The sequence below is a fragment of the Mesorhizobium sp. P2_C4 genome (assembly GCF_056404575.1).
Map to the genome: position 1 here is coordinate 59438 of NZ_JBFUDT010000009.1, position 25440 is coordinate 84877.

The following is a 25440-nucleotide window of genomic DNA, read 5'->3' on the forward strand; positions in this document are numbered from 1 at the left end:
TAAGCTTTCGAGCCCTCACAACCCGTTTCTGGCTGGACCAGACCAGGCAAGATGGTGCAGATTTAGCTGACAGCCAGAAGATCAAGACCAAAATGGCCGGCGATCCGACCGACCGGCTGGCGAATTCAGGGAGAGAGAGATGAACGTCGCCCCGGGCAAGACTGCCGTCAGCAACATCCCGTTCGACCACGCCAGGGTCGACCGGCTGATGGAGGAGGCGGGCATCGATGTGCTGCTCGCGACGTCCAAGCACAACACGCAGTATCTGCTTGGCGGCTACAAGTTCATCTTCTTTGCCGCCATGGATGCGATCGGCCATAGCCGCTATCTGCCCGTTGTCGTCTACGAGAAGGGTGGGCTGGATCACGCCGCCTATATCGGTAACCGCATGGAAGGCGCGGAGCACCAGAACAACCCGTTCTGGACGCCGACGCTGCATGCCGCCTGCTGGGGCACGCTGGACGCTGCCAATCTGGCCGTCGAGCATCTGACGAAGATCGGCAAAGCAGGCGCCCGCATCGGCATCGAGCCGGGCTTTTTGCCGTCGGATGCCTACACGCTGATCCGCAAGGCGCTTCCGGACGCCAAGCTGATCGACGCCACGGCGATGCTGGAGAGCATGCGCGCCATCAAGACCGACGCGGAACTGGAGAAGCTGCGCACAGCCTCCGAACTGATCACCGATTCCATGCTGGCGACGATTGGCTGGGCGCGAGAAGGCACGACCAAGAGCGAGATCATCGAGCAACTCCGGCGCGAAGAAACCAATCGCGGCGCGCATTTCGAATACTGCCTGCTGACGCTGGGCGCCAGCCACAACCGCGCCGCCTCACCACAAGCCTGGAAAAAGGGCGAGGTGCTGTCGATCGATTCCGGCGGCAATTATCACGGCTATATTGGCGACCTCTGTCGCATGGGCATTCTGGGCGAACCGGATGCTGAACTGGGGGATCTTCTTGCCGAGGTCGAGATGGTGCAGCAGGCGGCCTTCTCCAAGGTCAGAGCAGGCACACTGGGCGGCGATATGATTTCTTATGCCGAGGGCGTCCTGAAGGCGTCGAAGGTCGCGCCCTATACCGATTTCTTCGCCCACGGCATGGGGCTGATCACGCATGAGGCGCCGTTCCTGATGACCAACCACCCCGTGACCTATGAAGGCACCTATGCGGCAAAACCGCTGGAGAAAAACATGGTGCTGTCGGTGGAGACAACCATGCTTCACCCGACGCGCGGCTTCATCAAGCTGGAGGACACGCTGGCGGTCACCGAGACCGGCTATGTGATGTTCGGGGATCGCGGGCGGGGATGGAATAGGGGTGGGATTTGACAAAAGCGAAAGTAGGCGCTGCCCCTCATCCGCCTGCCGGCACCTTCTCCCCGTAGAACGGGGAGAAGAAGGCAGCTTCGGCGATTGGCGAAAGCGGCGATGACAGCATCCTTCTCCCCGTCGCTATACGGGGAGAAATGTCCGGCAGGACAATGAGGGGCAGCGCTATCCTTCCAAGGTTCACTCCCCCTTAGGCAGCAACCTGAAATCCGGCAACTCCCGCAGCACCAGTTCAGGCCCTGCCGGCGAATAGACGACGAAAAGCTGCATCGGTCCATCGCTGGTGTTCAGCGTCGAGTGAAAGCGGCTTTCCGGCACATAGATGGTGCAGCCCGGACCGACCTTGGCTACCACCGGATTGCCCTTGTCGTCCTCGACCATCTGCTCGCCATGGCCCGAGATGACGAAGATGATCTCTTCGGCGCCTGGATGATTGTGGCGCGTGTGGCCTTTGCCGGAGGGCAGGTCGACGACCCCTCCAGAAAAGCGCTCCGCACCGTTCACTTCAGGCGCGACGGTCAGCGCCAGCCGGCCCCAGTCAAAGCCGAAAGCGCTGACATCCCTAGGGTAGACAAACACCTTGCTCTTGTCGGTCATCTCTCATCCCTTCTTTTTCTTTGCACTCGTTTTGCCGCCAAGCGTGACGGCCTTGAAATCGGCCGTCTGCCTGGCGATTGCGGCTTCCGCCGGCAGGCGCTCCATCGAACTCGCGCCATAGAAACCATGCAGGCCCTTGCAGCGGTCGAGAATGTAGCGGGCGTCGTCCGGCATCGAGATCGGCCCGCCATGGCAAAGCAGGATGACATCCTTGCGCACCGAGCGCGCGGCATTGGCGATGGCGTCGATTTCCTGCACGCAGTCGTCGAGCGACTTGGCCGACGTCGCGCCGATCGAGCCGCCGGTGGTCACGCCCATATGGGCGACGACGATGTCGGCGCCGGCCTTGGTCATGGCGCGCGCCTCTTCGGGGTTGAACACATAGGGCGTGGTCAACAGGTCGAGCTTGTGCGCCTCGGCGATCATATCGACCTCGAGCCCGAAGCCCATGCCGGTCTCCTCGAAGCTTTGCCGCATCTGGCCGTCGAACAGGCCAATGGTGGGAAAGTTCTGCACGCCGGAAAAGCCCATTGTCTTCAGCTCGGCCAGAAGCAGCGGCATGATGACGAAGGGATCGGTGCCGTTGACGCCGGCCAGCACCGGCGTCTTCTTGACCACCGGCAGCACCTCATAGGCCATCTCCTTGACGATCTCGTTGGCGTTGCCATAGGCAAGCAGGCCGGCGGCCGAGCCGCGCCCGGCCATGCGGTAGCGGCCGGAATTGTAGATGATGATGAGGTCGATGCCGCCGGCTTCCTCGGCCTTGGCCGACAGGCCGGTGCCGGCGCCGCCGCCGACGATCGGCACGCCGTCGGCCATCATCTTGCGGAACTTTTCCAGGATTTTCTTGCGTGGTATGGCGGCCATGTCTTCGTGTCTCACTTTCCGGCGATGTCGAGAAAAGCCGCCGTTGCGGCCTTGGCGAATTCGGGTTCGTTGATGTGCAGCGGCAAGCGCGTGACGCGGCGGGTGGCGTTCGGCTTGATCGTGCGCTCGATGGCGTCGAACAGGGTGGCGTCGGCTTCCGGGTCGAAGAAGGCGCCGCCTTCGATGTCGAGCGCCGAGACGCCTTTTTCGGGGATGAGAAAGCGGATGGGACCGTCGCAAAGGCTCAGTTTCGTGCCGATCCATTCGCCGATGGCTCGGCTCTCCTCGGCGGTTGTGCGCATCAGCGTCACGTTCGGATTGTGCTCGTAGAACAGGCGGCCGCGATATTTCTCCGGAATGGTCGGCGGCGCCCAGAAATTGACCATGTCGAGCGCGCCGACCGAGCCGACATAGGGAAGCCCGGTGCGCGCGATGGCGCCGAAGCGGTCTTCGGTCGCCGGCAGCACGCCGCCGAACAGGAGGTCGCAGACCTCCGTGGTGGTGATGTCGATGACGCCCGAGAGCAGGCCGCTGTCGGCCAGCTTTTCCATCGAGCGGCCGCCGGTGCCGGTGGCGTGGAAGACCATGCAGTCATAGGTCGAGCGCAGCTGATCGGCGATGGCCGTCACGCAAGGCGTGGTGACGCCGAACATGGTGAGGCCGATCGATGGCTTGCCGTCGGGCGGCGGCGCCGGTTTCGCCGCCATGCCCGATATCGCCTGGGCGGCATTGTGCAGCACGACGCGCGACAGCCGGTTCAGCCCGGCCATGTCGGTCACCGCTGGCATCATGACGATGTCGGAGACATCGACATAGGGTGCGGTGTCGCCGGAGGCGAGTGTCGAGATCATGATCTTGGGCAGGCCGAGCGGCAAAGCGCGCATGCCTGCTGTGATGATCGAGGTGCCGCCGCCACCGCCAAGGCCGATCATGCCAGCAATGTCGGTGCGCGACTGCGCGAAGCGGGCGAAGGCGATGCCCATGGCCGCGACCGCGGTGCCGCGGTCATCGATATCCAGCACGGCGCCGCGGCCAGCGGGATGATGGCCAGCGACTTCGCTGGCCGCAATGTCGACCGGCACGGTCGCGCCGCGCGTGCCGACATCGACCCGGACGACAGCAGCGCCGGCAGCAACAATCGCGTCGGCCAGGAAGGCGAGTTCTTCGCCCTTGGTGTCGGCGGTGCCCACCACATAGATGCGCTTCATCGCGTTTCCCCGGTCACTGCGGCCGACGTTTGTCGTCGGCTTCTGCCAGCCGTCGGCAAGCGAAGGCCATTGCAAATTTTTGAGACGCGCGTATCGTATTGACATGGATGTCTCACGTCAACAAGCCGCAGTGAACGACGAGGCTGACCAGGTCGCCGAGCGTGGACCTCGTGCGCGCACAAAGCGGCTGATGCTGGAGACGGCAACGAGGCTGATGCAGGCTGGCGTCACCCCCTCGGTCAGCGAGGTTGCGGAGGCCGCGCAGGTTTCCCGCGCCACCGCCTATCGGTATTTTCCGAGCCAGGCAGCTTTGGTGCAGGCGGTGGTCGACGAGGGGCTGGGACCGATCCTTACCTGGCAGTCGAACTCAACCGATCCCGAGCGCCGGGTGGCCGAATTGTTCGACACCGCCATGCCGCGCATCGAGGCTTTCGAGGCGACGTTCAAAGCGGCGCTGAAGCTGTCGCTCGACCAGTGGGCGCGCCGGCAAGCAGGCACGCTGGGCGGCGAGCCGGCCTTTACCCGCGGCCATCGCGTCGACCTGCTGAAGGACGCGATTGCACCGCTCAAGGGCCACATGCCGCCGCGCGAGTTCAAGCGCCTGGCGCAGGCGCTGTCGATGATTTTCGGTGTCGAGGTGCTCATCGTGCTGAAGGACATATGGGGGCTGGACAGCCGCAAGATGCGGTCGGTGGCACAATGGGCGGCCGGTGCGCTGGTGCGCGCCGCCGTGGCGGAATCAGTGACCGAAGGAGAAGTGATCGCGCCGGCGGCAGCCGCGAAATAGCGTCAATCTGGTTCGACCAGATTTGAAGGTCGGCGATTTCAGTAATTTTGGGGATTGGCGTTTTGCGAACGGGATGAAGGTGGAGAACTGCCAAAAATGAAGGAAATACGAACATATAGCGGACGTTTTCAGCTTATTTTGGTGACGGCGAATTTCAAGAAAGCGCTTGACGGGCATCTTAAATTGGTAATACCAGATTAGGAAAGAAAAGGCGGATCGAGAATGACAGCCGCAGTCCATTTCGGCAGGGCGAGGAGGATCATACGGATGGCGCGTGTTCCGTCCGCACGAGGTGGCGCATCGTGACGCAGACGTCGCCTCGCGCCAGTGCTGGCAAGGGGATTGCGCTGCGCCTCGATGGGCTCAGCAAGGCCTATGGATCCGTGCGCGCCATCAACGACCTGAGCTTCGCCGTCGACGAAGGCCGCTTCTTCGTACTCTTCGGGCCGAGCTCGGTTGGCAAGACGACGACGCTGCGCACTATCGCCGGCCTCGTCCAGGCCGACTCCGGCACGCTTGAGATCGGCGGCCGCGACATGACCCATGAGCCGATCGCCGGCCGCGGCATCTCGATGGTCTTCCAGTCTTTCGCGCTTTACCCCCACCTCACGGTCTATGACAATCTCGCCTATCCGCTGCGCGAGGAGAAAGCCGCGCGCGCCGAGATCGACAAGCGGGTGAAAGAGACCGCCGAGATCCTGAAGCTGACACACCGCCTGAAGGCCAAGCCGGCAACCCTGTCCGGCGGAGAGCAGCAGCGCGTCGCGCTCGGCCGCTCCCTGATCCGCCGGCCAAAGATTCTTCTCCTCGATGAGCCGCTCACCAATCTCGACGCCAAGCTTCGGCACGAGACGCGCGCCGAGCTGAAGCGGCTGCACCGCCAGTTCGGTATGACCGTGATCTATGCCACGCCCGACGAGCTCGAGGCTCTCTCGATGGGCGAGGTGATCGCCGTCATGCGCGATGGCGGCATCGTCCAGATAGGCACGCCGGACGAGCTTTACGAGCAGCCGATCCATACCTATGTCGCCAGCAAGATCGGCTCGCCGCACATGAATCTGTTCACGGCCTCGGTGCGCGCCGACACCAGGTCTTTCGACACGCCACTCGGGACTCTGGTTCCGGCGACGGCGCCAAAGACTGCCGATGCCGGCGAGGCCGCGCTGATCGGCATTCGCCCGAGCGACATTCGGCTCGCCGCCAAGGGCGAAGCCGGGGTTGCCTCGAAGGTGCATCTGGTCGAACCGCTCGGCGACATCACGATCGTCTCCGTCGTGGCCGGCGGCGAGATGTTGCGCATGGTGCTGCCGGAAGCGATCGCCGCCAGCATCAGGACCGGCGATTCGGCATCGATCGCCATCGATAACAGGAAAATCCACGTCTTCCGCGCCGCGAGTGGCCAGGCAATGACCTGACGCGAACGGCGAGAAGCAATCCGGTTAACAAAGGGAGGAAACGCGAATGACGGCGATGACCAAAGTGAAAAGGCTAGCGACAGCCGCAAGCTTCGCTGCCACGCTACTGGTGGGAGGCGTGACCTATGCCTCTGCCGAAGAAGTGACGTTGACGATGGCGGTGCCGGATTGGCCCCCGACCCGCATTATGAAGAAGTTCTTCGACGAGCAGTACAAGCCCAAGTCTGGCAATGCCGTGAAGCTCGATGTCGACTTCATTCCGTGGCCGGATTTCTACACCCGCGTCAACGCCTCGTTGACCTCGGGCGAAAAGAAGTACAACTTCATCGTGTCGGACTCGCAATGGCTGGGCGCCTTCGTCGAAGGCGGCTACTTCCGCAAGATCAACGATCTCATCGATGCCGACCCGGAACTCAAGGCGACGATGGAGTCGATGCATCCCGCCGTGCTCAACGCCTACTCGACCTATCCCAACAGCACGCCGAACTACTACGGCTTCCCGCAGTTCCCGGACGTGCTGGTCACCTACGGCCGCAAGGACGTGCTCTGCAACGACGACGAGCAGGCCGCCTTCAAGGCGAAGTACAATGAGAAGCTGCCCTGCACCGGCGAAGAAATCGACGCCATGGACTGGAACACGTTCGAGCATGTTGGCGAATTCTTCCAGCGCAAGAAGGGCGACAAGCTCGCCGGCCAGGTGCTGGATGACGATTTCTACGGCATCGCCTATCAGGCAGGCAAAGGCTACGACTTCTCGACGAGCTCGGTCCACTCGTTCGTCTGGCAGCATGGCGGCGGCATCTGGGATGAAACCAAGGCCCCGACCGGACATGCCGAAGGCGTCGTAAACTCCCCGAAGTCCATCGAGGGCATGGAGCATTTCCTCAAATTGCTGAAGTTCATGCCGCCGGTGGTCAAGACCGGCACCATGGACATCTTCGTCTCGGACCAGTTGTTCCGTGAAGGCAAGGTGGCCATGAACATCGACTGGATCGGTCTCGGCGAAGCCTCGCTAGATCCCAAGACGTCGAAGGTTGCCGACAAGCTGGTGTTCGGAATGGCGCCAGGCCTGCGCGGCCCCGACGGCAAGGTGAATCGTACGTCACAGATCGGCGGACAGCCTTTCGTTCTCACCACCTGGACGACGCCTGAGCAAATCAAGGAAGCGGTGGGCTTCGTGAAGTGGTGGCTCTCGCCTGATATCCAGCACCAGTTCGCGGCCGGCGGCGGCCAGTCCGCGATCAAGTCGGTCTACAGTGATCCGAAGTATGTGACCTATCGTCCGTGGGACCGCGCCTGGGCGAACTCGCTCGACTGGCAGAAGGACATGTGGCACGTGCCGCAGTTCTTCGAACTGCTCACCCAGCAGCAGGACCAGTACGACCTGGCCATCACTGGCAAGCAGGACGCCAAGACCACCATGGATAACATCGCCAAGTTCCAGGAGGACCTCCTGAAGAACGATGGCCTTATCCAGTAACCTTCCGACATAGCTGCGGGGAGCGGCCAAAGCCGCTCCCCGTCATTGCCACTTCAGGCGCTCCATATTTCGGACTCCCATGACCGCTGTTTCAAGCACGCTGCTGACACCGCGCCTTACCGCGGTTGTTGCCCACAACTGGAAACTCGCCATCGCTGTCGCTGTCGTCGTGTCGGCCATATCAATGGCGGGCTTGCCTGCGGCTGTCTCCTTCTGGGTGGTGGGCGCTGCGGCGGCGTTGGTCGCGGCCGCATTTACCGTCAACGCATATCGCCGCCACTACTTCGGCGCCTTGCTGGTCGCTCCGGCAATCGCCGTTCTGTTTGTGATGAATATCTTCCCCTTGCTGTGGTCGCTGGGCCTTTCGTTCTTCGCCTACCAGGCAAACCAGCAGACGATCCGCTTCGTCGGACTCGGGAACTACGTCCGTATCCTTACCAACGATCTCGCTGCTCACGCGACTTGGGGCGCGCTGATCAATACCGCCATGTTCGTCGTGTTCACCGTCTCCGCGCAGATGATCGTCGGCTTTCTGCTGGCCATCCTGTTCGCCAAGCAATTTCCGCTGCGCAAGTATTTGTTGATCCTGGTGCTGACACCGATGATGCTTTCGGTTGTCGCCTCTGGCGTGTTCTTCACCTACTACTATGACCCGACATTCGGGATTCTCAGCTACGTCATCAATTCCATCTCCGGCAACCAGTTCATCCTGATGAGCAACAAAGTCGGTGCCGTGGCGGGAATCGTTTTCGCCGACGCATGGATGTGGTCGCCCTTTGTCATGCTCCTTGTGCTGGCGGGCCTCGTCTCGGTGCCGAAATACCTTTACGAGGCCGCTGCCATCGACCGTATTTCCAGCTGGCGGCAATTCTGGATGATCACCTTCCCCTACATCCGCGGCCTTCTGATGTTGGCCCTTCTCTTTCGCACCATCGAGGCATTCAAGCTGGCGGATCTCGTCATCCTCCTCACCAAGGGCGGCAACGACACACTGACGATCTCCTATCACTTGATCCGCATCGCCAACGAGCAGAACAAGACGAGTGAGGGCGCCGCGATCTCCTATCTGATGCTGTTCATGGTGATCGTTCTCACCAACCTCTACCTGTACCTCGCAAACCGCCGTACGCAGGGAGCCTAACCCGTGACCGAATCGATATTGGGAAAGCTCGGCTTCCGCAGGGCCAGCGGAGTAGACGAGGCCGGCTGGGGGCGGACGCTCGCCGTTGCCGTCGTCGCCTTTATCTATTTTCTGCCGGTGCTGTTCATCATATTCACCGCCTTCAAACCGCAGGGCGACGCGCTCCTGGTGCCTCCGACGCTGTCGCCCACGTCGCTGTTCGGCTTGATTCCGGACCATTTTGTGTTCAAGCCCACGCTCGAAAATTTTGGGTCCGTCTTTTCCCGCTCGATGACGTCGGGCGGTGCCCCGGAAGCGACAGGATTCGACCGTTATTTCTTCAACTCGATCTTCATCGCCTCGGCGTCGGTGCTGCTGGCGCTGGTCATCGGCACCCTGGCGGCCTTCGGCTTCTCGCGCTATCCGCTGAAAGGCAATGACACTTACCTGTTCATCATCCTGACCACGCGCATGCTGCCGGCGATTGTGGTGATCATTCCGGTGATCCTGATGTTCCGCGTAGTGGGCCTGTCGGGCTCGTATCTCGGCATCATCATGCTCTACACCGCCTTCAACCTGGCCTTCACCATCTGGATGATGAAGAGCTTCTTCGATGAATTGTCGCCAGACGTCGAGGATGCCGCCCGCCTCGACGGATCGTCCGGAATGCGGGTGTTCTTCAAGATTTGCCTGCCCCAGGTCATTGCCGGGCTCGCCGCCACGTTCGTGTTCGGCCTGATCCTCACCTGGAACGAGTTCCTCTTCGCCCTGTTGCTCTCGGGGCCCGACACGAGGACGGTCCCGGTCGCCATGAACCAGGCCGTGTCGTCGGGTGGACGCGGCACCGACTGGACTTTGCTTGCCGCCATCGAAACCCTGTTCCTCGTCCCAGTCTTCCTGGTCACCTTCTTCTTGCAAAACCATCTGTTGCGCGGCGTTACCTTCGGCACGGTGAAGCGCTGAGATGTCAACCATCGAACTCCGCAAAGTCACCAAGCGCTTCGGCTCCTTCACCGCGGTCAAGGACGTTGACCTGTCGGTGGCTGCCGGTGAGGTCGTCTGCCTTCTCGGCCCGTCCGGCTGTGGCAAGACGACGACCTTGCGCGTCATCGCCGGGCTGGAAAGCGTCACTGACGGCGAGGTCGTCGTCGCCGGCAAGGTGATGAACAACCTGCCGCCCGAAAAGCGCGACATCGCCATGGTGTTCCAGTTCTACGCGCTCTACCCGTCGGCATCGATCGCCGAGAACATCGCCTTTCCCCTCTATCATGACGGCATTTCCGGGGCTGAGCGGACTGCCCGCGTCAACCGCGTCGCCGCGATCCTCCGCTTGGAGCACGTTCTCGACCGGCTGCCGAACCAGATATCCGAGGGCGAAAAGCAGCGCGCCGCCATGGCCCGCGCCATCGTCCGCGACCCCAATTGCTTCCTCTTCGACGAGCCCTTGTCGCGTCTCGATGTCGAACTGCGCCAGACCATGCGTGGCCAGATCAAGGAAGTGCTGCAGGGCCTCTCCAAAGCGACCGTGATCGTGACCCATGACCAGCTCGAAGCGCTCACCATGGCCAACCGCATCGCCATCATGAAGGACGGCCTGATCGAGCAAGTCGGCTCACCGCACGAGGTATTTGCCAAGCCCGCCAATGCTTTCGTGGCGAGCTTCATCGGCACGCCGCAGATGAATCTTCTTGGGGCCGACCTCAAGACCTTCGCCGATGGCACGGCTGACATGACCGTGGCCGGCATTAGTCTGGCGATCCGCACGGACGCGGCGGTCGCGCGCCTGCAGCCCGGCAAGGTGACGATCGGTGTCCGCCCCCGCGCCTTCACCGCGACCGATACGGGGGACCGTGGCACCATCTCCGCCCGGGCCGAGCTCATCGAGCCCATGGGCGCCGAAACCCTTATTCATGCCCGCACGGCGGCAGGCGCCGACATCCGCGTCGTGGTGACGAGAGGCCAGCGGGTCAAGGTCGGCGAGGTGCTGAATCTACGCCCCGATCCCAGGCAAACCCATGTCTTCGATGGCGCCGGAAAGGCGGTGCGGTCATGAGCGACCGTTCTTCCGGCATGAGCCGCGCCGGCGCGTTCCGCCTCGAGGTCTTCATCATTGGCCTCGGCGTCATGGCGCTGGTGCTGATCTTCCAACCCTTTTCCATCGGCCTGTACGCGGTCGGCAGCGGTCTCGTGGTGCTTGCCGGACTCATCAACAACCTGCTGCCGTTGGCCCAGCCGGGCGTCAAGGTGCGCAGTGTGGTGACCGTAGCGCTGGTCGTGGCGCTGGTCTTCTGTATTGTGCTGCTGGTTTCGATCACGGCGGCGCATCTCTACGGCGTCTTCTTCCTCAATCCACCGGACCCCAACACTCTCGCCGGCAAGGCGCAGCTCGCCACGCCGCCTTTCTACAAGCAGGCTTTCGTGTGGGAAATCGCCGCCGCGGCGGTGATTCTCGCGCTGGTCGTCACCGCTCTCAACAAGACAGCGCGATGATTAGCAGCTGACGCTATCCGGCAGGTCGCGTCCGCGACGGTCGGTGTGCGTCGCCCTCTCAACCCTCACGCCGTCATCCTCCGGCTTGACCGGAGGATCCGACGCCGAGATCAGGGACCGCGTCGACCGTGCCGCACCCCCTTAATACGTTCAAGGCGTCCGGAGTCCGACACCGAAATGCAGTCAGTTCGTGACCACCTCGAAATGATCCTCGCCCGCCTTGTTGCTCGTGCGGGCGAAGAACGCGTGTTCACCAAGCTCTATTCGGAAGCCGCACGCGAAGCGGCGGATGCCGCCGATGCGCGGCGCAAGGTTGGCGTGACGCTTGGACCGCTCGACGGAACAATTGTCTCGATCAAGGATCTGTTCGATGTCGCCGGCGAGCCAACCACGGCCGGCTCGCTGATGCTGAGGAACGCCGCGCCCGCCTTGCGCGACGCGGCGATCGTCAGCCGACTGCGGCAGGCCGGGGTGGTGATCCTCGGCAAGACCAACATGACCGAATTCGCCTTCACCGCGATCGGCGACAACCAGCATTACGACACGCCCGGCAATGCGATCGATGCCAGCCGGATTCCGGGCGGGTCGTCATCCGGCGCCGGGGCTTCGGTCGGCGAGGGGACGAGCGAGATCTCCATCGGTTCCGATACCGGCGGTTCCGTGCGCATCCCGGCCTCGCTGAACGGTGTCGTCGGCTTCAAGCCGACGGCGCGGCGGGTGCCGCTCACCGGCGCCTATCCACTGTCTGCTACGCTGGATTCGATCGGGCCACTCGCGCGCAGTGTTGCCGAATGCGCGCTTGCCGACGCGATCATGGCGGGCGAGGAACCTTCGCCGCTGCAGACAATCTCGCTCGCCGGGCTGCGCATTGGCGTCCCGCGCGGTGTGCTACTCGAAGACACCGAGCCGGAGGTCGCGGCAGGCTTCGAGCGATGCATTCGCGCGCTGGACCAAAGCGGCGCTCGTGTCGTCGACCTGCCGATCGACGATCTGATTGCCGAGATGCGGGCAGCGACCAAACGCGCCTCGATCGCGTCGATGGAAGGCGCGGAGGTCCATGCGAACTGGCTGTCCGTAGGTGCATCGGTGCCGGTGGACCCGCATGTCAGCGGGCCACTTTCCCGGGCGCTCGCCATTCCTGCATCGGTCTATATCAGGACCATCCGCCGTCGTGGCGAACTCGCTGCCGCCATGACCGGGCGCCTAGCGTCGATCGATGTGCTCGCTGTGCCGACCGTACCGATCGTCGCGCCGTTGATCGCCACAATGGCCAGCGACGAAGCGCTGCGCAGCAAGGCGGAAGGCCTGCTGTTGCGCAACACACAGGTCGCCAACCAGTTCGACCTGTGCGCCATCTCGCTGCCGATGCCTGAGATGAAATTGCCGGCCGGGTTGATGCTGGTGGCGCGCAATGGCCATGACCATCACCTGCTGCGAATCGCGGCCGAAGTCGAGCGGCTGCTTGGCCGCTGACCGGCGTATCAGCGCGATGAGCAGTGCTTGCGTTCGCTGTCCCTGGCGGTGCGTTCGATGCCGGTCACGACCAATGTCGGCAGGCTGTACTGCTTGCCGTTGAAGCTCCGTGGCCGGCTCTCGATCGTACCCGCGACAACCAGCTTGCCGGCATAGAGCTTGTCCGCGAGGTCGAGCGCCTTGTCCTGCTGCGGCAAGCCGTCGATATCGACCCACACGCCCTTGACGACCATGCCGGTGGCGAGGTCGAGCGCGCTGGTCGAAGGGCAAGGCGCCACCACGCAACGCAGGCCGTTGTCGCAGGGCACATAGCCGTTCTGCCCATCGGCATGAGCCTGCGCCGTTGCGATGCAGACACTGACGGCCATGAGGATTGATGCGACGATCTTCGACATGGCGCCAAGGTCGCTGGCGAATTCGAGAAAATTGAGGCGCGTTCAGGTGTCGATTGGAAACCGCCGCCGGTAGTGCTCGACCACTTCGGGATTGCGCAGATTGACCGGCAGTTTGTTGGCCAGCACCAGCAAGGTTTCACCGGCGGCACCCACCCCCATGCGCATCATCGATTCCTCGGTAATGCCGGCCATGTGCGGAGTGATGATGACATTGTCGAAGCCGAAATAGGGATGCCCTGGAGGCAGCGGCTGCGTCGCAAAGACATCGAGCGCCGCGCCGCCGATGCGGCCCTGTTGCAAGGCCTCAATCAGCGCATCGTCATCGATGACAGGGCCGCGCGAGACGTTGATCAGCAGCGCATGCGGTTTCATGCGGGCGATGCGCTCGCGGCTGATCAGGCCGCGCGTCTCCGGCGTCAACGGGCAGCATAAAACGATGATGTCGCTCTGCTCGACCAGCGCGTCGATCGACAGGAAGCCGACCCTTTCGGGCGCCGGCTGCAGGCTGCGCGTCGTCGCCACCACATTGAGGTCGAAGCCGTGCGCGGCGATATAGCCGACTGCCTGACCGACGGCACCAAGGCCGACAATGCCGATGGTCTTGCCGGCGAGTTCGCTGTTGGAATTGGCGTGCTCGCGGCCGGCGAGCCAGCCCTTTGCGCGCAGATCGCGGTCGACCATGCGGAAGCGGCGGGAAAGTGCCAGCGCCGCGAACATCACGTGCTCGGCGACCGAGCGCGCATTGACCGCCGGCACGTTGGCCACCAGCACGCCGGCGGCGGTTGCAGCTTCTATCGGGATCATGTCGAGCCCGGCGCCGTGGCGGATGGCCGCCCTCAGCTTCGTCGCAGTTTCGAAAAGGGCCGGCGGCAAGTGCGCGCGGACGATGACGATATCGGCGTCTTTCGCCTCGGCGGCCAGCGTGGCTGCATCGACATTGGAGGCGATGACGAGTTCGCCGGCGCCAGTCAGCATGGCAGCGGCGCGCGGATGCAACGTGTGCGTCGACAGGATTTTCGGCATGGGGTTCCTGTTTGTTTTGGCCGCAATTCCCTTTGGGAAAGCGCTACGCGCTTTTCCCGGAAAACCGTTTCACACTTTTCCTGGAATTGCTCTAGGCCTTTTCGAGCGCCGGGCTTTGCGGCACGGACTCACGGCCTTCGATCAGGCCCTTCCAATAGCTCTCAGCACCTTGCAGATGGGCACTCATCAGCGCCTGGGCGAGATTGCCGTCGCGGCGCAGCAGCGCCTCGAAAATCTGGATGTGCTCGGCATGCGAGCGCACTGAGCGCTCGGGGTCGTTGAAATAGATCGGCAAACGCAGCTCGCCCATCATGTAGTAGACGCTGCAGACATTGTGGAAAACGCTGTTCTTGGTCGCGCGCACGATCTCGAGATGAAACTCGCGGTCTTCCTTGGCCAGGCCTTCGCCGGCGGCAATGCGATCCTCCGAGGCCTTCAGGATCTCGCGCAGCCGCTCGAAATTCTCCTCGGTGGCGCGCGAACAGGCAAGTTCGGCCGCCTTGATCTCGTGAATCTTACGCAGCTCAACGGTCTCGTAGATCTGGATCGGGTCAAGCGGCAGGCCGGCGCGGGCGAAAAGCGCCATGGCTTCCACGCTGGCCTGCTTGGTGTCGATGTAGATGCCGGATTTAGCACGGCGCTCGACGATGCGCATGGCTTCGAGAATGGCCAGCGCCTCGCGGATCTGGCCGCGGCTGACGCCAAAGTGCTCCGCCAGTTCGCGCTCCGACGGCGTACGGCCTGTCTCCTTGTCCGAATGGGAGAAGAGATAGGCGGCGAGTTCGGCGAGAAGGTTCTTTTCTTTCATCGTCAACTACGTTGCGCGTGCGCCTCCAGAAACCGCTCCGAAACGGTGAATCCCAGTCCAGGTTTCTCGGGGATCGCTATCATACCGTCCTTTGCTTCGACAGTCTCTTCGATAAGATCATGGATCATCGGGTTGGCGCCCAGCGAATATTCGACGGTAAAGCTCGCCGGCGAAGCGGCGCAGACATGCAGCCCGGCAAAGAAGCAAGGCGCGCCTGCCCATAGATGCGGCGCGAAGCGCAGATTGAAGGCGCTGGCGATGGTGCCGATCTTCATCGCTTCGCTGATGCCGCCGCAAAAGGCGGGATCCGGCTGGAAGATGTCGGCGGATTTCAGCACCGCGAGATCGCGGAAAGCATAGCGCGTCGCCTCGCTTTCGCCGGTGGCGATCGGGATCGAACCGCAGGCGCGGACTTCGGCCATGCCCGATTTGTCGTCGGCTATGACTGGCTCCTCGAACCAGGCGAGATCGAGGTCGCCGGCGAGATGGATGAAGCGCTTGGCTTCGGCCACCGTGTAGGTGCCATGCGCATCGACCATCAGGTCGACATCTGGACCAAGTGCTGCTCTCGCCGCACGCACGCGGGCTGCGGAAATGTGCGGGGCGCCATCCATGGCGCCGATCCGCATCTTCAGCGCCTTGAAGCCGCCCTTGGCGATGTAGGATTTCAGTTGCTCGCCGATGGTATCGGCGGCGGCCCAGCCGCCGGACGCGTAGGCCTGCATGCGGTCAAGCTTGCGGCCGCCGAGCAGCCGCCAGACCGGAACCCCGAGCGATTTGCCCAGGATGTCCCAGAGCGCGATGTCGACGGCGCTGATGGCGGCAACGCTCATGCCGCGGCGCGCCAGTTGCGGCATGGCGTGACCGACGCGCGCCGCACTGTCGTGGCGCACGCCATTGTAGAGCATCTCCCAGATGACGCCGATGTCGGCGGGATCGCGGCCGATCAATTGCGGGCCGACTTCGTGGTTGAGCATATGAACGAGGGCGCCGTAGCTGCCGGCGCTGCCGGCGGCATTCTTGCCTTCGCCCCAGCCGACCAGCCCATCATCGGTCTCGATGCGCAGGATGGCGGCGTCGAACGTCGCCACCTGGCCGAAGTCGCTGCGGTGCTGCTTCGCGGCTTCGATCGGTATGCGGACCCACCAGGCCTGGACGTTTCTGATGCGCATGTTCATCCCCGGCCTTGCCGCCGGTCGGGGCGGAAAGGCTCATTCCCAAACGGATCGACTACTTGATCAGCGGCAGCAGCGTTTCGGCGTTGATGCGCATCTGGTCGGTGTAGAACTTTTCCGTCAGCACGCTGGAGCCGTGGTCCTGAATGAACTTGAGCTGCTCCGGCGAGATGTCGACCGGATTGCGTTCGACCATGTCGGGATAGGGCGCGGCCGGCGTGCGGTCGACCGGGGCAACGAATTCGTTGGTCAGCGCGCCGTCATAGCCAACCTCTTTCAGCGTGGCGATGATCTTCTTCCAGTCGATCTGGCCGAGGCCGGCGGCGAAGCGGTTGTTGTCGGCGACATGGAAGTCGAAGAGGCGCTTTCCGACCTGGCGGATGGCGTCATAGACGTTAAATTCTTCCATGTGGATGTGATAGGCGTCGAGGCAGACACCGCATTCCGGGCTGACCGCATCGGCCAACGCCAGCGCCTGGGCGCCGCGGTTGAACAGATAGGTCTCGAAGCGGTTGAGCGGCTCGACCGCAATCTTGACGCCGACCTTCTTGGCGTGGGTGAAGCATTCCCGGGTGGCATCGACCACCCACTTCCACTCCTCTTCCTCGGTGCCGTCCGGCACCACCTTGCCGACGGTCGCGGGAACCAGCGTGATGATTTCGCCGTCGAGTTCGCTGACCATGGTCAGCACGTCCTTGACGTACTGCACCGAGCGCTCGCGCTGGCCCTGGTTCTTGGCGGCGAGGTTGCGCTCTCCCAGCATCAGCGTCACCGCACCCCAGCAGCGGATGCCGTGCTCCTTCAGCAGCGCGCGCGTCTCCTTGGTCTTGTATTGCTCGGGTTCGCCGGAAATCTCGATCGACTCATAGCCGAATTTTTTGATCCGCTTGAGTGTCGTTTCCAACGGCTCCGCCCGCATCCAGTTGTGCGTCGAAAGATGCATGGTCTGTCCTTCCCAGATTCGCCTGTATCAGTTCGCCTGCGACGCATCCCACCGGAGCGTGCCGCCAGTTTCCTCCCCAAGGCGCTCCAGTCATTTTTCTCAAACTGGTTCGACCAATTGGGCCTGAATGGAGGTCTACAGCAATTTCCCGCGGACGGCAAGAAGCGCTATCCTGCTCTCTCACCTGCGACCTACCATGTTGATTATATTGAAATATGTAAGCGGATACTGGTTCCGCAAATGGCTGCGATCTTGCATCAAACAGCTTGACCAGAATTTGGCATTTGGTAATACCAGAATAGCAATGCGCAAGCGCGTGGTGCGAAAAGACCAAAGAGGCTGGCCCTGCTTTCAATCGGCGCTATGCTTGGTCGTGGAAAAATAGGGAGAGGATGCCGATGCCGACGACAATGAAGGGCCCTGGGCTGTTTCTGGCGCAGTTCGCGGGCGACGCCGCGCCGTTCAATTCGCTGGCCTCGATCACCAAATGGGCAGCCGGACTCGGCTACAAGGGCGTGCAGATCCCGAGCTGGGATGCTCGGCTGTTCGATCTCAAGAAAGCGGCGTCTTCCAAGGCCTATTGCGACGAGGTGAAAGGCATCTGCGCTGATGCCGGCGTCGAGATCACCGAACTGTCGACGCATCTGCAGGGACAGCTGGTGGCGGTGCATCCAGCCTATGACGCGCAGTTCGACGGCTTTGCGCCGCCCGAGGTGCACAACAACCCGAAAGCCAGGCAGAAATGGGCGGTCGAGCAGATGAAGTCCGGCGCCAAGGCGTCGAAGAATCTCGGCCTCAAGGCATCGGTGTCGTTTTGTGGAGCGTTAGCCTTTCCTTACCTTTACCCGTGGCCGCAGCGCCCGGCGGGATTGATCGAGGAGGCTTTTGCCGAGCTCGGCAAGCGCTGGAAGCCGATCCTCGATGTCTATGAGGACAATGGCGTCGACATCGGCTACGAGATCCATCCCGGCGAGGATGTGTTCGACGGGATAACCTTCGAGATGTTCCTCGATGCGGTCGGCGGCCACAAACGCTGCAACATCAACTACGACCCGTCGCACTTCCTGCTGCAGCAGCTCGACTATCTCGAGTTCATCGACATCTATCACGAGCGGATCAAGGCATTCCACGTCAAGGACGCCGAGTTCAATCCGACGGGACGGCAAGGCGTCTATTCCGGCTACCAGAGCTGGACCAACCGGGCCGGGCGTTTCCGCTCGCTCGGCGACGGGCAGGTGGATTTCAGCGGCATCTTCTCCAAGCTCACCCAGTATGGCTACGATTCCTGGGCGGTGCTGGAATGGGAATGCTGCCTGAAGCATCCGGAAGATGGTGCCGCCGAGGGTGCGCCTTTCATCGAGCACCACATCATCCGGGTGACGGAAAAAGCTTTTGACGATTTCGCCGGCGGCACGACCGACAAGAAGCTGCTGCGCGCCATGATGGGAATCTAACCGGCTTCGCCGGCAGCGGCATCCGCCAAAAAGCAGAACGCACAAGACGAGGGAGACAAGCATGGTCGGCGCATCGAAATCGGAAACGGGAGGCGGCGGCCCGATCCGCTACGGCATGGTCGGCGGCGGCCAGGGCGCCTTCATCGGCGCGGTGCACCGGATCGCGGCGCGCCTGGATAATGACTTCGTGCTGGTCGCTGGCGCTCTGTCGGCGAATCCCGAGCGCGCCAAGGCCTCGGCTGCCGAACTCGGGCTCGATCCCGCCCGCAGCTATGGCTCCTACGCCGAAATGGCCAAGGCCGAGGCCAAGCGTCCCGACGGCATCGAAGCGGTGGCCATCGTCACGCCAAACAATGTGCACGTGCCGGCGGCCAAGGCTTTCCTCGAAGCCGGCATTCACGTCATCTGCGACAAGCCGCTGGCAACGACGCTTGCCGAAGCGAAGAAGCTGGCGGCAGTGGTCGAAAAGACCGGCAAGGTGTTCGTGCTGACGCACAATTACACCGCCTATCCGATGATCCGCCAGGCGCGCGAGATGGTGGCCAAGGGCGTGCTCGGCGACATCCGCATCGTGCAGTCGGAATATCCGCAGGACTGGCTGACCGAGGATCTTGCCGCCACCGGCCAGAAGCAGGCGGCCTGGCGCTCCGACCCCAAGCAGGCGGGCGCCGGCGGCGCGCTGGGCGACATCGGCACGCACGCCTACAATCTCGCGCGCTTCGTCTCCGGTCTGGAACTCGATTCCCTGTCGGCCGATCTCGACGCCTTCGTGCCGGGGCGGCAGCTCGACGACAATGTCAACGTCATGCTGCGCTTCAAACCGGTCGGCAAGATGCACCCGGCCAAGGGCATGATCTGGGCCAGCCAGGTGGCACCCGGCCATGAAAACGGGTTGAAGCTGCGCATCTACGGCTCCAAGGGCGGGCTGGAATGGGTGCAGGCCGACCCGAACTATCTCTGGTACACGCCGTTCGGCCAGCCGAAGCAATTGCTCACCCGCAATGGCGCCGGCGCGCTGCCGGTCGCCGGCCGCGTCAGCCGCGTTCCGTCCGGCCATCCTGAAGGCTATCTCGAAGGTTTCGCCAACATCTACCAGGAGGCCGCGCGCGCGATCCGCGCGGCGCGCAAGAAGGGTGGCAAGCCGGGCAAGGATGTCGTCTTCCCGACCATCCAGGACGGCGTCGAAGGCATGGCCTTCATCGAAGCCTGCGTAAAGTCGTCGAAGAAGAATGGGGCGTGGACGAAGCTGTAAGGGGTGTCGATATTCAGGTGATGCCGGCCTGCGAATGGCAGGTTCCTGCGCTTCCGGTGCTCACGTACTTTAAGTACGCTCCGCTCCGGTTCTCGGCCCCCGCCATCCTCGGCTCGGCCTGACCTGAATCTCGATACCCCTTGTCGCGAAATTCTAGTGGGAGGGGGCGTCGATGAAAATCGGCATGTGCATGTTTTTGTGGACGACGTCCGTGTCGAAGAAACACGAGCCGTTGCTGCGTGACATCAAGGCGACCGGGTTTGACGGCGTCGAGATACCGATTTTCGCCGGCACGCCGGACGACTACAGCAAGCTCGGCGAGCTGCTCGACCGCATCGGGCTGGAGCGTACGGCCGTTTCAGCCATGGGCGATCCGGCGATGAACCTGATCTCGGCTGACGCTTCGACCCGCAAGGCCGGCATCGACTATATGAAATGGGCGATCGACTGTGCCCGGGCGCTCGGCGCCAACAAATTGAGTGGTCCGCTGCATTCGACGCTCGGCGCCTTTTCCGGCAGCGGGCCGACGGCGGCCGAGAAAAAGCGCTCGGTCGCTTCGCAACGCGCCATCGGCGACCATGCCGGAAAGAAGAACGTCACCATCGGGCTGGAGGCGCTCAACCGCTTCGAATGCTACCTCCTCAACACGATGGCTGACCTGTCGGAGCATATCGACGCCATCGACCGGCCGCACATCAAGGCGATGTACGACACCTTCCACGCCAACATCGAGGAGGCCGACCCGATCGGCGCCTATACGAAGCACCGCCGGAATGTGGTGCATATCCATATCTCGGAGAATGATCGCGGCGTGCCGGGGCGGGGCAATATCCCGTGGAAAGAGACATTTTCGGCCATCCGCAAGAGTGGCTATGACGACTGGCTGACGATCGAGGCGTTCGGGCGTTCGTTGAAGGATCTGGCGGCGGCGACCAAGGTGTGGAGGGATTTCTCGGAGAGTCCGGAGGCGGTTTATCGCGACGGGTATAAGCATATCCGGAACGGGTGGAAGAAGGCGGCTTAGGGCCACCCTCCCTTCGTCATCCACGGGCGGAGCGGGAGCGTAGCGGACGCGGAGACCCGAGGATCCATGCCGCGACATTCGAGCGCCGCGGCGGTGCAGCCAAGGGATGCAAATGGGGCCTCTTTTTGCACCGAAGCATCTAGCACAGACGTCCCGGCATGGATCCTCGGGTCTGCGCCGCGTCGCTTCGCTCCTTGCTTCGCCCGTGGATGACGAAGGCGCGGTGGCCGCCGTCACTTGATCGCCGGCACTGGTGGCTTCGGCTTGGCTACCCCTGCTCGGCCTGGATCCTGTTGTAGTCGTGGATCGTCCGGCTCAACCTCCGCCGCAGGAAGTTGGAAATGTTGTCGAAGACGAAGACGACGAGCAGGATCAACAGCACCATGTAGAAGACATTGGCCCAGTTGGAGTTGGTGCGCATGGCTTCCCACAGTTTCAGGCCGATGCCGCCGGCGCCGACGGCGCCGATGATGGTCGCGCCCCTGGTGTTGGATTCCCACTGGTAGAGCGTCTGGCTGATGAAGACGGGTATCACTTCCGGCAGCACGCCGTAGCGTTGCACCAGCAAGCCGTTGGCGCCGGTCGACTGGATGCCTTCGCGCGGCTTGTCGTCGATGTTCTCCAGTGCTTCCGAATAGGTTTTGCCGAGTGTGCCGATCTCGGTGAAGAAGATCGCGGCACTGCCGGCCAACGGGCCGGGGCCGAAGGCGCGGGTGAAGAACAGCGCCCAGATCAGCATGTCGACCGAGCGCATGAAATCGAAGAAACGCTTGAGCACCTGGCTGAGCAGTCCGCTCGGCGTGATGTTGCGGGCGGCGAAGAAAGCGAGCGGGAAGGCGATGATGCCGCCCAAAAGCGTGCCGAGGAAGGCCATGACGATGGTCTGGAACAGCTTCGTCCAGACGTCGCCATGCTGCCACTGGGCGTTGTTCCAGATGTTGTCGCCGGCCAGCGCCAGGTTCGAGGTGCCCGGCTTGAGTTCAGGTCCGGACCAGATCAGCGAGATCACTTCACCGGCCGGCTTGCCGAAGAAGGGCGAGCGGGTGTCGAAGACGAAATTGGCCCAACCGAGGAAGCGCTTGCGGACTTTTACGCGATCGACGGTCACGCGCACCTCGCCGGCAAAGCCCATCTTGGCGACGACCTCGTCGTCATGCACGGTGATCCAGTCGGGCACCGGGCCCGAAATCACCGGCTTGCCGCTGGCCAGCGCCACCGGCACTGTCAGGCCATTGGCCACCAGTGTCGCCTCGGCCTTGTTGAAGGTGACGGACTTCGCCGCGCCGTCGATCAGGACGGTGAAGGAGCCGTCCGGGTTGGTGATAACCCAGTCCGGGTTGGGATTCTCGCCAAGTGCGGAGAAACGCGGGTATTTCGGCGTGATCTCAGGCTGGTCGAGGCGGAATTCCGGCTGCAAATCGTAGCTGATCCACTGCGTCAGGAAGAGCGGCAGGCGCTCCCAGTGCGATTCCTTCAGCACTTGCGGCAGGCTGAAGAACCACAAGGCATAGACGAGATAGAGCAGGATACCGGCGAACAGGAACAGCGGGCCGAAGCGCTTGTACAGAGGCCGCTGGAACACCTGCGGGAAGCGCTGCTCGATCGACAGCATCTCGTCGGCGGTTATCGTGGCCATGGTCAGGCCCCCATCATGAAAGCCTGCTCGCCGACCAGCTTGCGGCGCAGCCAGGCGGAGAACTGGTCGACGATGAAGATGGTGGTGAACAGGAGAAGCACCAGCGCCAGCGTCTTGGCGCCGAAGCCGCGCGAGATCGAGAGCTTCAGTTCCTCGCCGATGCCGCCGCCGCCGACGGCGCCGATGATGGTCGAGATGCGGACGTTGATCTCGATCCTGAGCAGCGTGTAGGACATGAAATTGGGCAGCACCTGCGGCAGCGCGGCGAAACGCACGCGCTCGAACCAGTTGGCGCCGACCGCCCTCAGGCCTTCCTCGGCGCGCATGTCGATGTTCTCGTTGATCTCGTAGAACAGCTTGCCGAGCGCGCCGATCGAATGCAGGCCGATGGCGATGATGGCGGCGACCGGGCCGACCGAGACGATGGCCGCGAACAGTCCGGCAATGACGATCTCCGGGAAGGCGCGCAGCAATTCCATGAAGCGCTTGACGACGAGCCTGAGCGCCGGGCTCGGCGTCAGATTGCGCGCCGCGATGAAGGAGAACGGCACGGCAAAGATGAAGCCGATGAAGGTCGCGACCAATGCCGTGTTGACGGTGGTCAGCATCAGCTCGAAATATTCGGGGACGTAAAAACCGCCCCAGACATAGACACGGCCGAGCGGGAAATTGAACTCCTGGGTGCCGGTGTCATGCGGTGAGGCGACGTCGAAAAGCGCCCGCCAGACATCGTTCCAGTCCTTGGGGATGAGCCAGCTGAGGAAATCCAGTATGTGCGGCAGCCGGTCCCAGAAGTGGCCGGCATTGGCTTCGTCGGCGAACCACATGGTGCCGAGCATGGCGACCAGCAGCAGACCGATGCCGATGGCGGTGTAAAGCCGGCGCAAGGACGTCTGGCGCCGCCAGGCGTCAGCCGTGCGGCGGGTCGCGTCTGAATGGATTGTCGCTGAGATGGTCATGATCGGGACATGCAAAAAGGGCGGCGCTGGAGGCACCGCCCTTTTCCTGATGCCGTCAGCCGCCGATCGCGGCTTTACGGGCTTCGACGATGACGTTGTAGAAGTCCGGCTTCACCGGAACGTAGCCAGTGAAATCGCCGCCTTCGACGCCTTCGAAGCAAGCCTTGTCCTTCTTGGGCAACTCGGTGAAGAAGTTGGCGAGCTTGGTGGTCATCTCAGTGCCGAGCTCGGTGCGAACGACCAGCGGGCCGTTCGGGATCAGGCCGGAGCGCCAGACTTCGACGAAGTCGTTGGGGTCGACGGCGCCCTTGGCGACTTCCTTGTGGAAGGTGCCGGAGGTGTAGCCGTTCTTGAAGTCGCCGATGCCCGAGGAATCGTCCACCGCCACGTCGACCTTGCCGTCGCGGACGGCGAGGATGTTGTTCTCATGGCCGCCATTGAACTGGGTGGAGGCGAAGAAGGCTTCGTTCGAAGCGCCGGTGTCCTTCGGGATCTGGGTCAGCGGGATCAGGTAGCCCGAGGTCGAGTCCGGATCGGCGTAGCCGAGCTTCTTGCCCTTGGCCGACTTGATGTCGGTGATGCCGGACGTCTTGAGCGCCAGGCCGATCGAATAATAGCCGGTGGCGCCGTCGGTCTGCTGGGTGGTGAGGATCGGGGTGACCGCCTTCGGGTCCTTGAGAGCGATACTGGCATAGCCGGAAGCACCAAGCTCGGCGAAATCGAGCGTGCCGCCAAGCAGGCCCTGGATGACGCCATCATAGTCGGCAGCCGGGAACAGCGACACTTTTTCGAAGCCGAATTCGGTCTTCAGATGATCGGCGAGGCACTGGTAGTTGCGCAGCCGGTCGGTTTCGTTCTCGCCGCCAAGGATGCCGACGCGGAATTCCTTGATATCGGCGGCGTGAGCGGCGCTCGCTGCGATGGCGAACAATGAAACGGCGCCAAAAACCATCTTCCTGAACATTTGATGTCTCTCCTGTTGGTCCCGGCGTCGCGCCGGGTGCGTTCGAATTTTGACAGGTGCCTTTGACGCTGGCTGGCGATCCAAGCCGCTCGTTTGCTTGTCCATGATCTCTCCCGAAAACCGGTGTCCACTTTTCGGGATCATGGACTCAGTAGCCAGGGAATGCGGGCTCGAGCGGGCTGGCGGATGCGGCGATCTTTTGCTTGTAGGCGATGCTGGTGGAGGTGATGGCCTCGGAGATCTCGGCGCCGTTGGCGTCGGCGCCGTAAACCAGGCGCACGGCTTCGCGGTTGAGGTCTTCCGGCGGGCCGTCGAAAACGATCTTGCCGGCGGCCATGCCGATGATGCGGTTGCAATAGCTGCGCGCGGTGTCCAGCGTGTGCAGATTGGTGACGACGGTGATGCCTTCACGCAGATTGATGTCCTGCAGCGAATCCATCACCACCTTGGCGTTGAGCGGATCGAGCGAGGCGATCGGTTCGTCGGCCAGGATCACCTTCGGCTGCTGCATCATGGCGCGGGCAATGGCGACGCGCTGCTGCTGGCCACCGGACAAGGTGCCGGCCGGCTGCAGCGCGGTGCGGGCGATGTCGAGGCGCTCGAGGGCGGCGACCGCCTCGGCGCACTCGCCGCGGGAGAAGACACCGAACAGGTTGGTCAGGGTCGAGCGATGATTGAGCTTGCCGAGCAGCACATTGGTCAGCACGTCGAGGCGCGGCACCAGGTTGAACTGCTGAAAAATCATGGCGCAATCGCGCTGCCAGCGCCGCAGCGGCGAACCGCGCAGGCCGGAAACTTCGGCGCCGTCAAAAAAAATCGACCCCTGGCTGGGGTCGATGAGACGATTGATCATGCGAAGAAGGGTCGATTTGCCGGCGCCCGAGCGACCGATGATGCCGACCATCTGACCCTGGGGGATAGATAGGTCGACCGCGCTGACGGCGGTGTTCTTGCCAAATCGGCGGGTAACGCCGCGGATTTCAAGCGTGGCTGAGCTTGCTGACATGAGCAGGTTCCGGTCCAGTCGCAGTTTGAAGGTCTGT

The 25440-nt window shown here is 62.7% G+C and carries 24 protein-coding genes; 12 read left to right on the plus strand and 12 right to left on the minus strand.

Features of this window, described 5'->3' with window-relative positions; genetic code table 11:
• The first annotated feature begins 139 nt into the window (after positions 1-139).
• Entirely contained in the window at positions 140-1327 is a 1188-nt protein-coding gene (locus tag AC1DX6_RS26525; protein WP_477318843.1) for a M24 family metallopeptidase, read from the plus strand.
• A gap of 180 nt (positions 1328-1507) precedes the next feature.
• Here AC1DX6_RS26525 and AC1DX6_RS26530 read toward each other — a convergent pair whose 3' ends face one another.
• From AC1DX6_RS26530 to AC1DX6_RS26540, 3 genes are read right to left on the minus strand one after another with little or no spacing between them, the layout of a single operon-like run.
• The gene (locus AC1DX6_RS26530) at positions 1508-1924 is read right to left on the minus strand and encodes a cupin domain-containing protein (protein ID WP_477318845.1); all 417 of its coding nucleotides are present in this window, start codon (positions 1922-1924) and stop codon (positions 1508-1510) included.
• A gap of 3 nt (positions 1925-1927) precedes the next feature.
• A complete protein-coding gene (locus AC1DX6_RS26535; RefSeq protein ID WP_477318847.1) occupies positions 1928-2791 on the minus strand; it encodes a phosphoenolpyruvate hydrolase family protein in 864 nt (287 codons plus the stop codon).
• Positions 2792-2802: 11 nt separating this feature from the next.
• Positions 2803-3999 carry a Tm-1-like ATP-binding domain-containing protein gene (locus AC1DX6_RS26540; protein WP_477318849.1) on the minus strand — a complete coding sequence of 399 codons (1197 nt, stop codon included), beginning with the start codon at positions 3997-3999 and terminating at the stop codon, positions 2803-2805.
• Between the two features lie 103 nt (positions 4000-4102).
• Between AC1DX6_RS26540 and AC1DX6_RS26545 the strand changes: the two genes are divergently transcribed.
• From AC1DX6_RS26545 to AC1DX6_RS26580, 8 genes are all read left to right on the plus strand, one after another.
• The gene (locus AC1DX6_RS26545; RefSeq protein ID WP_477318850.1) at positions 4103-4786 is read left to right on the plus strand and encodes a TetR/AcrR family transcriptional regulator; all 684 of its coding nucleotides are present in this window, start codon (positions 4103-4105) and stop codon (positions 4784-4786) included.
• 302 nt (positions 4787-5088) lie between these two features.
• Positions 5089-6201, plus strand: a complete 1113-nt coding sequence (locus AC1DX6_RS26550; RefSeq protein WP_477318851.1) for an ABC transporter ATP-binding protein — start codon at positions 5089-5091, stop codon at positions 6199-6201.
• Positions 6202-6247: 46 nt separating this feature from the next.
• Positions 6248-7681, plus strand: a complete 1434-nt coding sequence (locus tag AC1DX6_RS26555) for an ABC transporter substrate-binding protein (RefSeq protein ID WP_477318852.1) — start codon at positions 6248-6250, stop codon at positions 7679-7681.
• A gap of 79 nt (positions 7682-7760) precedes the next feature.
• On the plus strand, positions 7761-8822 hold the full coding sequence (locus AC1DX6_RS26560; protein WP_111548867.1) for a carbohydrate ABC transporter permease: 1062 nt from the start codon (positions 7761-7763) through the stop codon (positions 8820-8822).
• 3 nt (positions 8823-8825) lie between these two features.
• Complete coding sequence (locus tag AC1DX6_RS26565; protein ID WP_023728572.1) at positions 8826-9764, plus strand: carbohydrate ABC transporter permease; 939 nt, start codon at positions 8826-8828, stop codon at positions 9762-9764.
• A gap of 1 nt (position 9765) precedes the next feature.
• Positions 9766-10854: an ABC transporter ATP-binding protein gene (locus AC1DX6_RS26570; protein WP_477318853.1), complete on the plus strand. Its 1089-nt coding sequence runs from the start codon at positions 9766-9768 to the stop codon at positions 10852-10854.
• Complete coding sequence (locus AC1DX6_RS26575; RefSeq protein WP_477318854.1) at positions 10851-11291, plus strand: hypothetical protein; 441 nt, start codon at positions 10851-10853, stop codon at positions 11289-11291. Before AC1DX6_RS26570 ends, AC1DX6_RS26575 begins: the two co-directional genes overlap by 4 nt.
• 177 nt (positions 11292-11468) lie before the next feature.
• Positions 11469-12764, plus strand: a complete 1296-nt coding sequence (locus AC1DX6_RS26580; RefSeq protein ID WP_477318855.1) for an amidase — start codon at positions 11469-11471, stop codon at positions 12762-12764.
• Positions 12765-12772: 8 nt separating this feature from the next.
• Here the strand turns inward: AC1DX6_RS26580 and AC1DX6_RS26585 are convergent, their stop codons facing one another.
• The 5 genes from AC1DX6_RS26585 to AC1DX6_RS26605 form a co-directional block, all read right to left on the minus strand.
• Positions 12773-13159 (minus strand): hypothetical protein, encoded by a 387-nt coding sequence (locus AC1DX6_RS26585; protein ID WP_477318856.1) that lies wholly within the window; start codon positions 13157-13159, stop codon positions 12773-12775.
• Positions 13160-13201: 42 nt separating this feature from the next.
• Entirely contained in the window at positions 13202-14182 is a 981-nt protein-coding gene (locus AC1DX6_RS26590; protein ID WP_477318857.1) for a hydroxyacid dehydrogenase, read from the minus strand.
• 91 nt (positions 14183-14273) lie between these two features.
• Positions 14274-14990 (minus strand): FadR/GntR family transcriptional regulator, encoded by a 717-nt coding sequence (locus AC1DX6_RS26595; RefSeq protein ID WP_477318858.1) that lies wholly within the window; start codon positions 14988-14990, stop codon positions 14274-14276.
• A 2-nt stretch (positions 14991-14992) separates the two neighbouring features.
• Complete coding sequence (locus AC1DX6_RS26600; RefSeq protein WP_477318859.1) at positions 14993-16162, minus strand: mandelate racemase/muconate lactonizing enzyme family protein; 1170 nt, start codon at positions 16160-16162, stop codon at positions 14993-14995.
• A 58-nt stretch (positions 16163-16220) separates the two neighbouring features.
• Positions 16221-17108, minus strand: a complete 888-nt coding sequence (locus AC1DX6_RS26605) for a sugar phosphate isomerase/epimerase family protein (RefSeq protein ID WP_477318861.1) — start codon at positions 17106-17108, stop codon at positions 16221-16223.
• Positions 17109-17506: 398 nt separating this feature from the next.
• Here AC1DX6_RS26605 and AC1DX6_RS26610 point away from each other — a divergent pair, with 398 nt between their 5' ends.
• From AC1DX6_RS26610 to AC1DX6_RS26620, 3 genes are all read left to right on the plus strand, one after another.
• On the plus strand, positions 17507-18562 hold the full coding sequence (locus tag AC1DX6_RS26610; RefSeq protein ID WP_477318863.1) for a sugar phosphate isomerase/epimerase family protein: 1056 nt from the start codon (positions 17507-17509) through the stop codon (positions 18560-18562).
• A gap of 61 nt (positions 18563-18623) precedes the next feature.
• A complete protein-coding gene (locus AC1DX6_RS26615) occupies positions 18624-19814 on the plus strand; it encodes a Gfo/Idh/MocA family protein (protein ID WP_477318865.1) in 1191 nt (396 codons plus the stop codon).
• Between the two features lie 172 nt (positions 19815-19986).
• Positions 19987-20838 (plus strand): sugar phosphate isomerase/epimerase family protein, encoded by an 852-nt coding sequence (locus AC1DX6_RS26620; protein ID WP_477318867.1) that lies wholly within the window; start codon positions 19987-19989, stop codon positions 20836-20838.
• Between the two features lie 268 nt (positions 20839-21106).
• Here the strand turns inward: AC1DX6_RS26620 and phnE (AC1DX6_RS26625) are convergent, their stop codons facing one another.
• The 4 genes from phnE (AC1DX6_RS26625) to phnC form a co-directional block, all read right to left on the minus strand.
• Positions 21107-22474 (minus strand): phosphonate ABC transporter, permease protein PhnE, encoded by a 1368-nt coding sequence (gene phnE / locus AC1DX6_RS26625; protein ID WP_477318869.1) that lies wholly within the window; start codon positions 22472-22474, stop codon positions 21107-21109.
• A gap of 2 nt (positions 22475-22476) precedes the next feature.
• Positions 22477-23433, minus strand: coding sequence for a phosphonate ABC transporter, permease protein PhnE (gene phnE / locus AC1DX6_RS26630; protein ID WP_477318871.1), 957 nt, complete (start codon positions 23431-23433; stop codon positions 22477-22479).
• Between the two features lie 55 nt (positions 23434-23488).
• Positions 23489-24397, minus strand: a complete 909-nt coding sequence (phnD, locus tag AC1DX6_RS26635; protein WP_477318873.1) for a phosphonate ABC transporter substrate-binding protein — start codon at positions 24395-24397, stop codon at positions 23489-23491.
• A 148-nt stretch (positions 24398-24545) separates the two neighbouring features.
• The gene (phnC, locus tag AC1DX6_RS26640) at positions 24546-25403 is read right to left on the minus strand and encodes a phosphonate ABC transporter ATP-binding protein (RefSeq protein WP_477318875.1); all 858 of its coding nucleotides are present in this window, start codon (positions 25401-25403) and stop codon (positions 24546-24548) included.
• Positions 25404-25440: the final 37 nt, after the last annotated feature.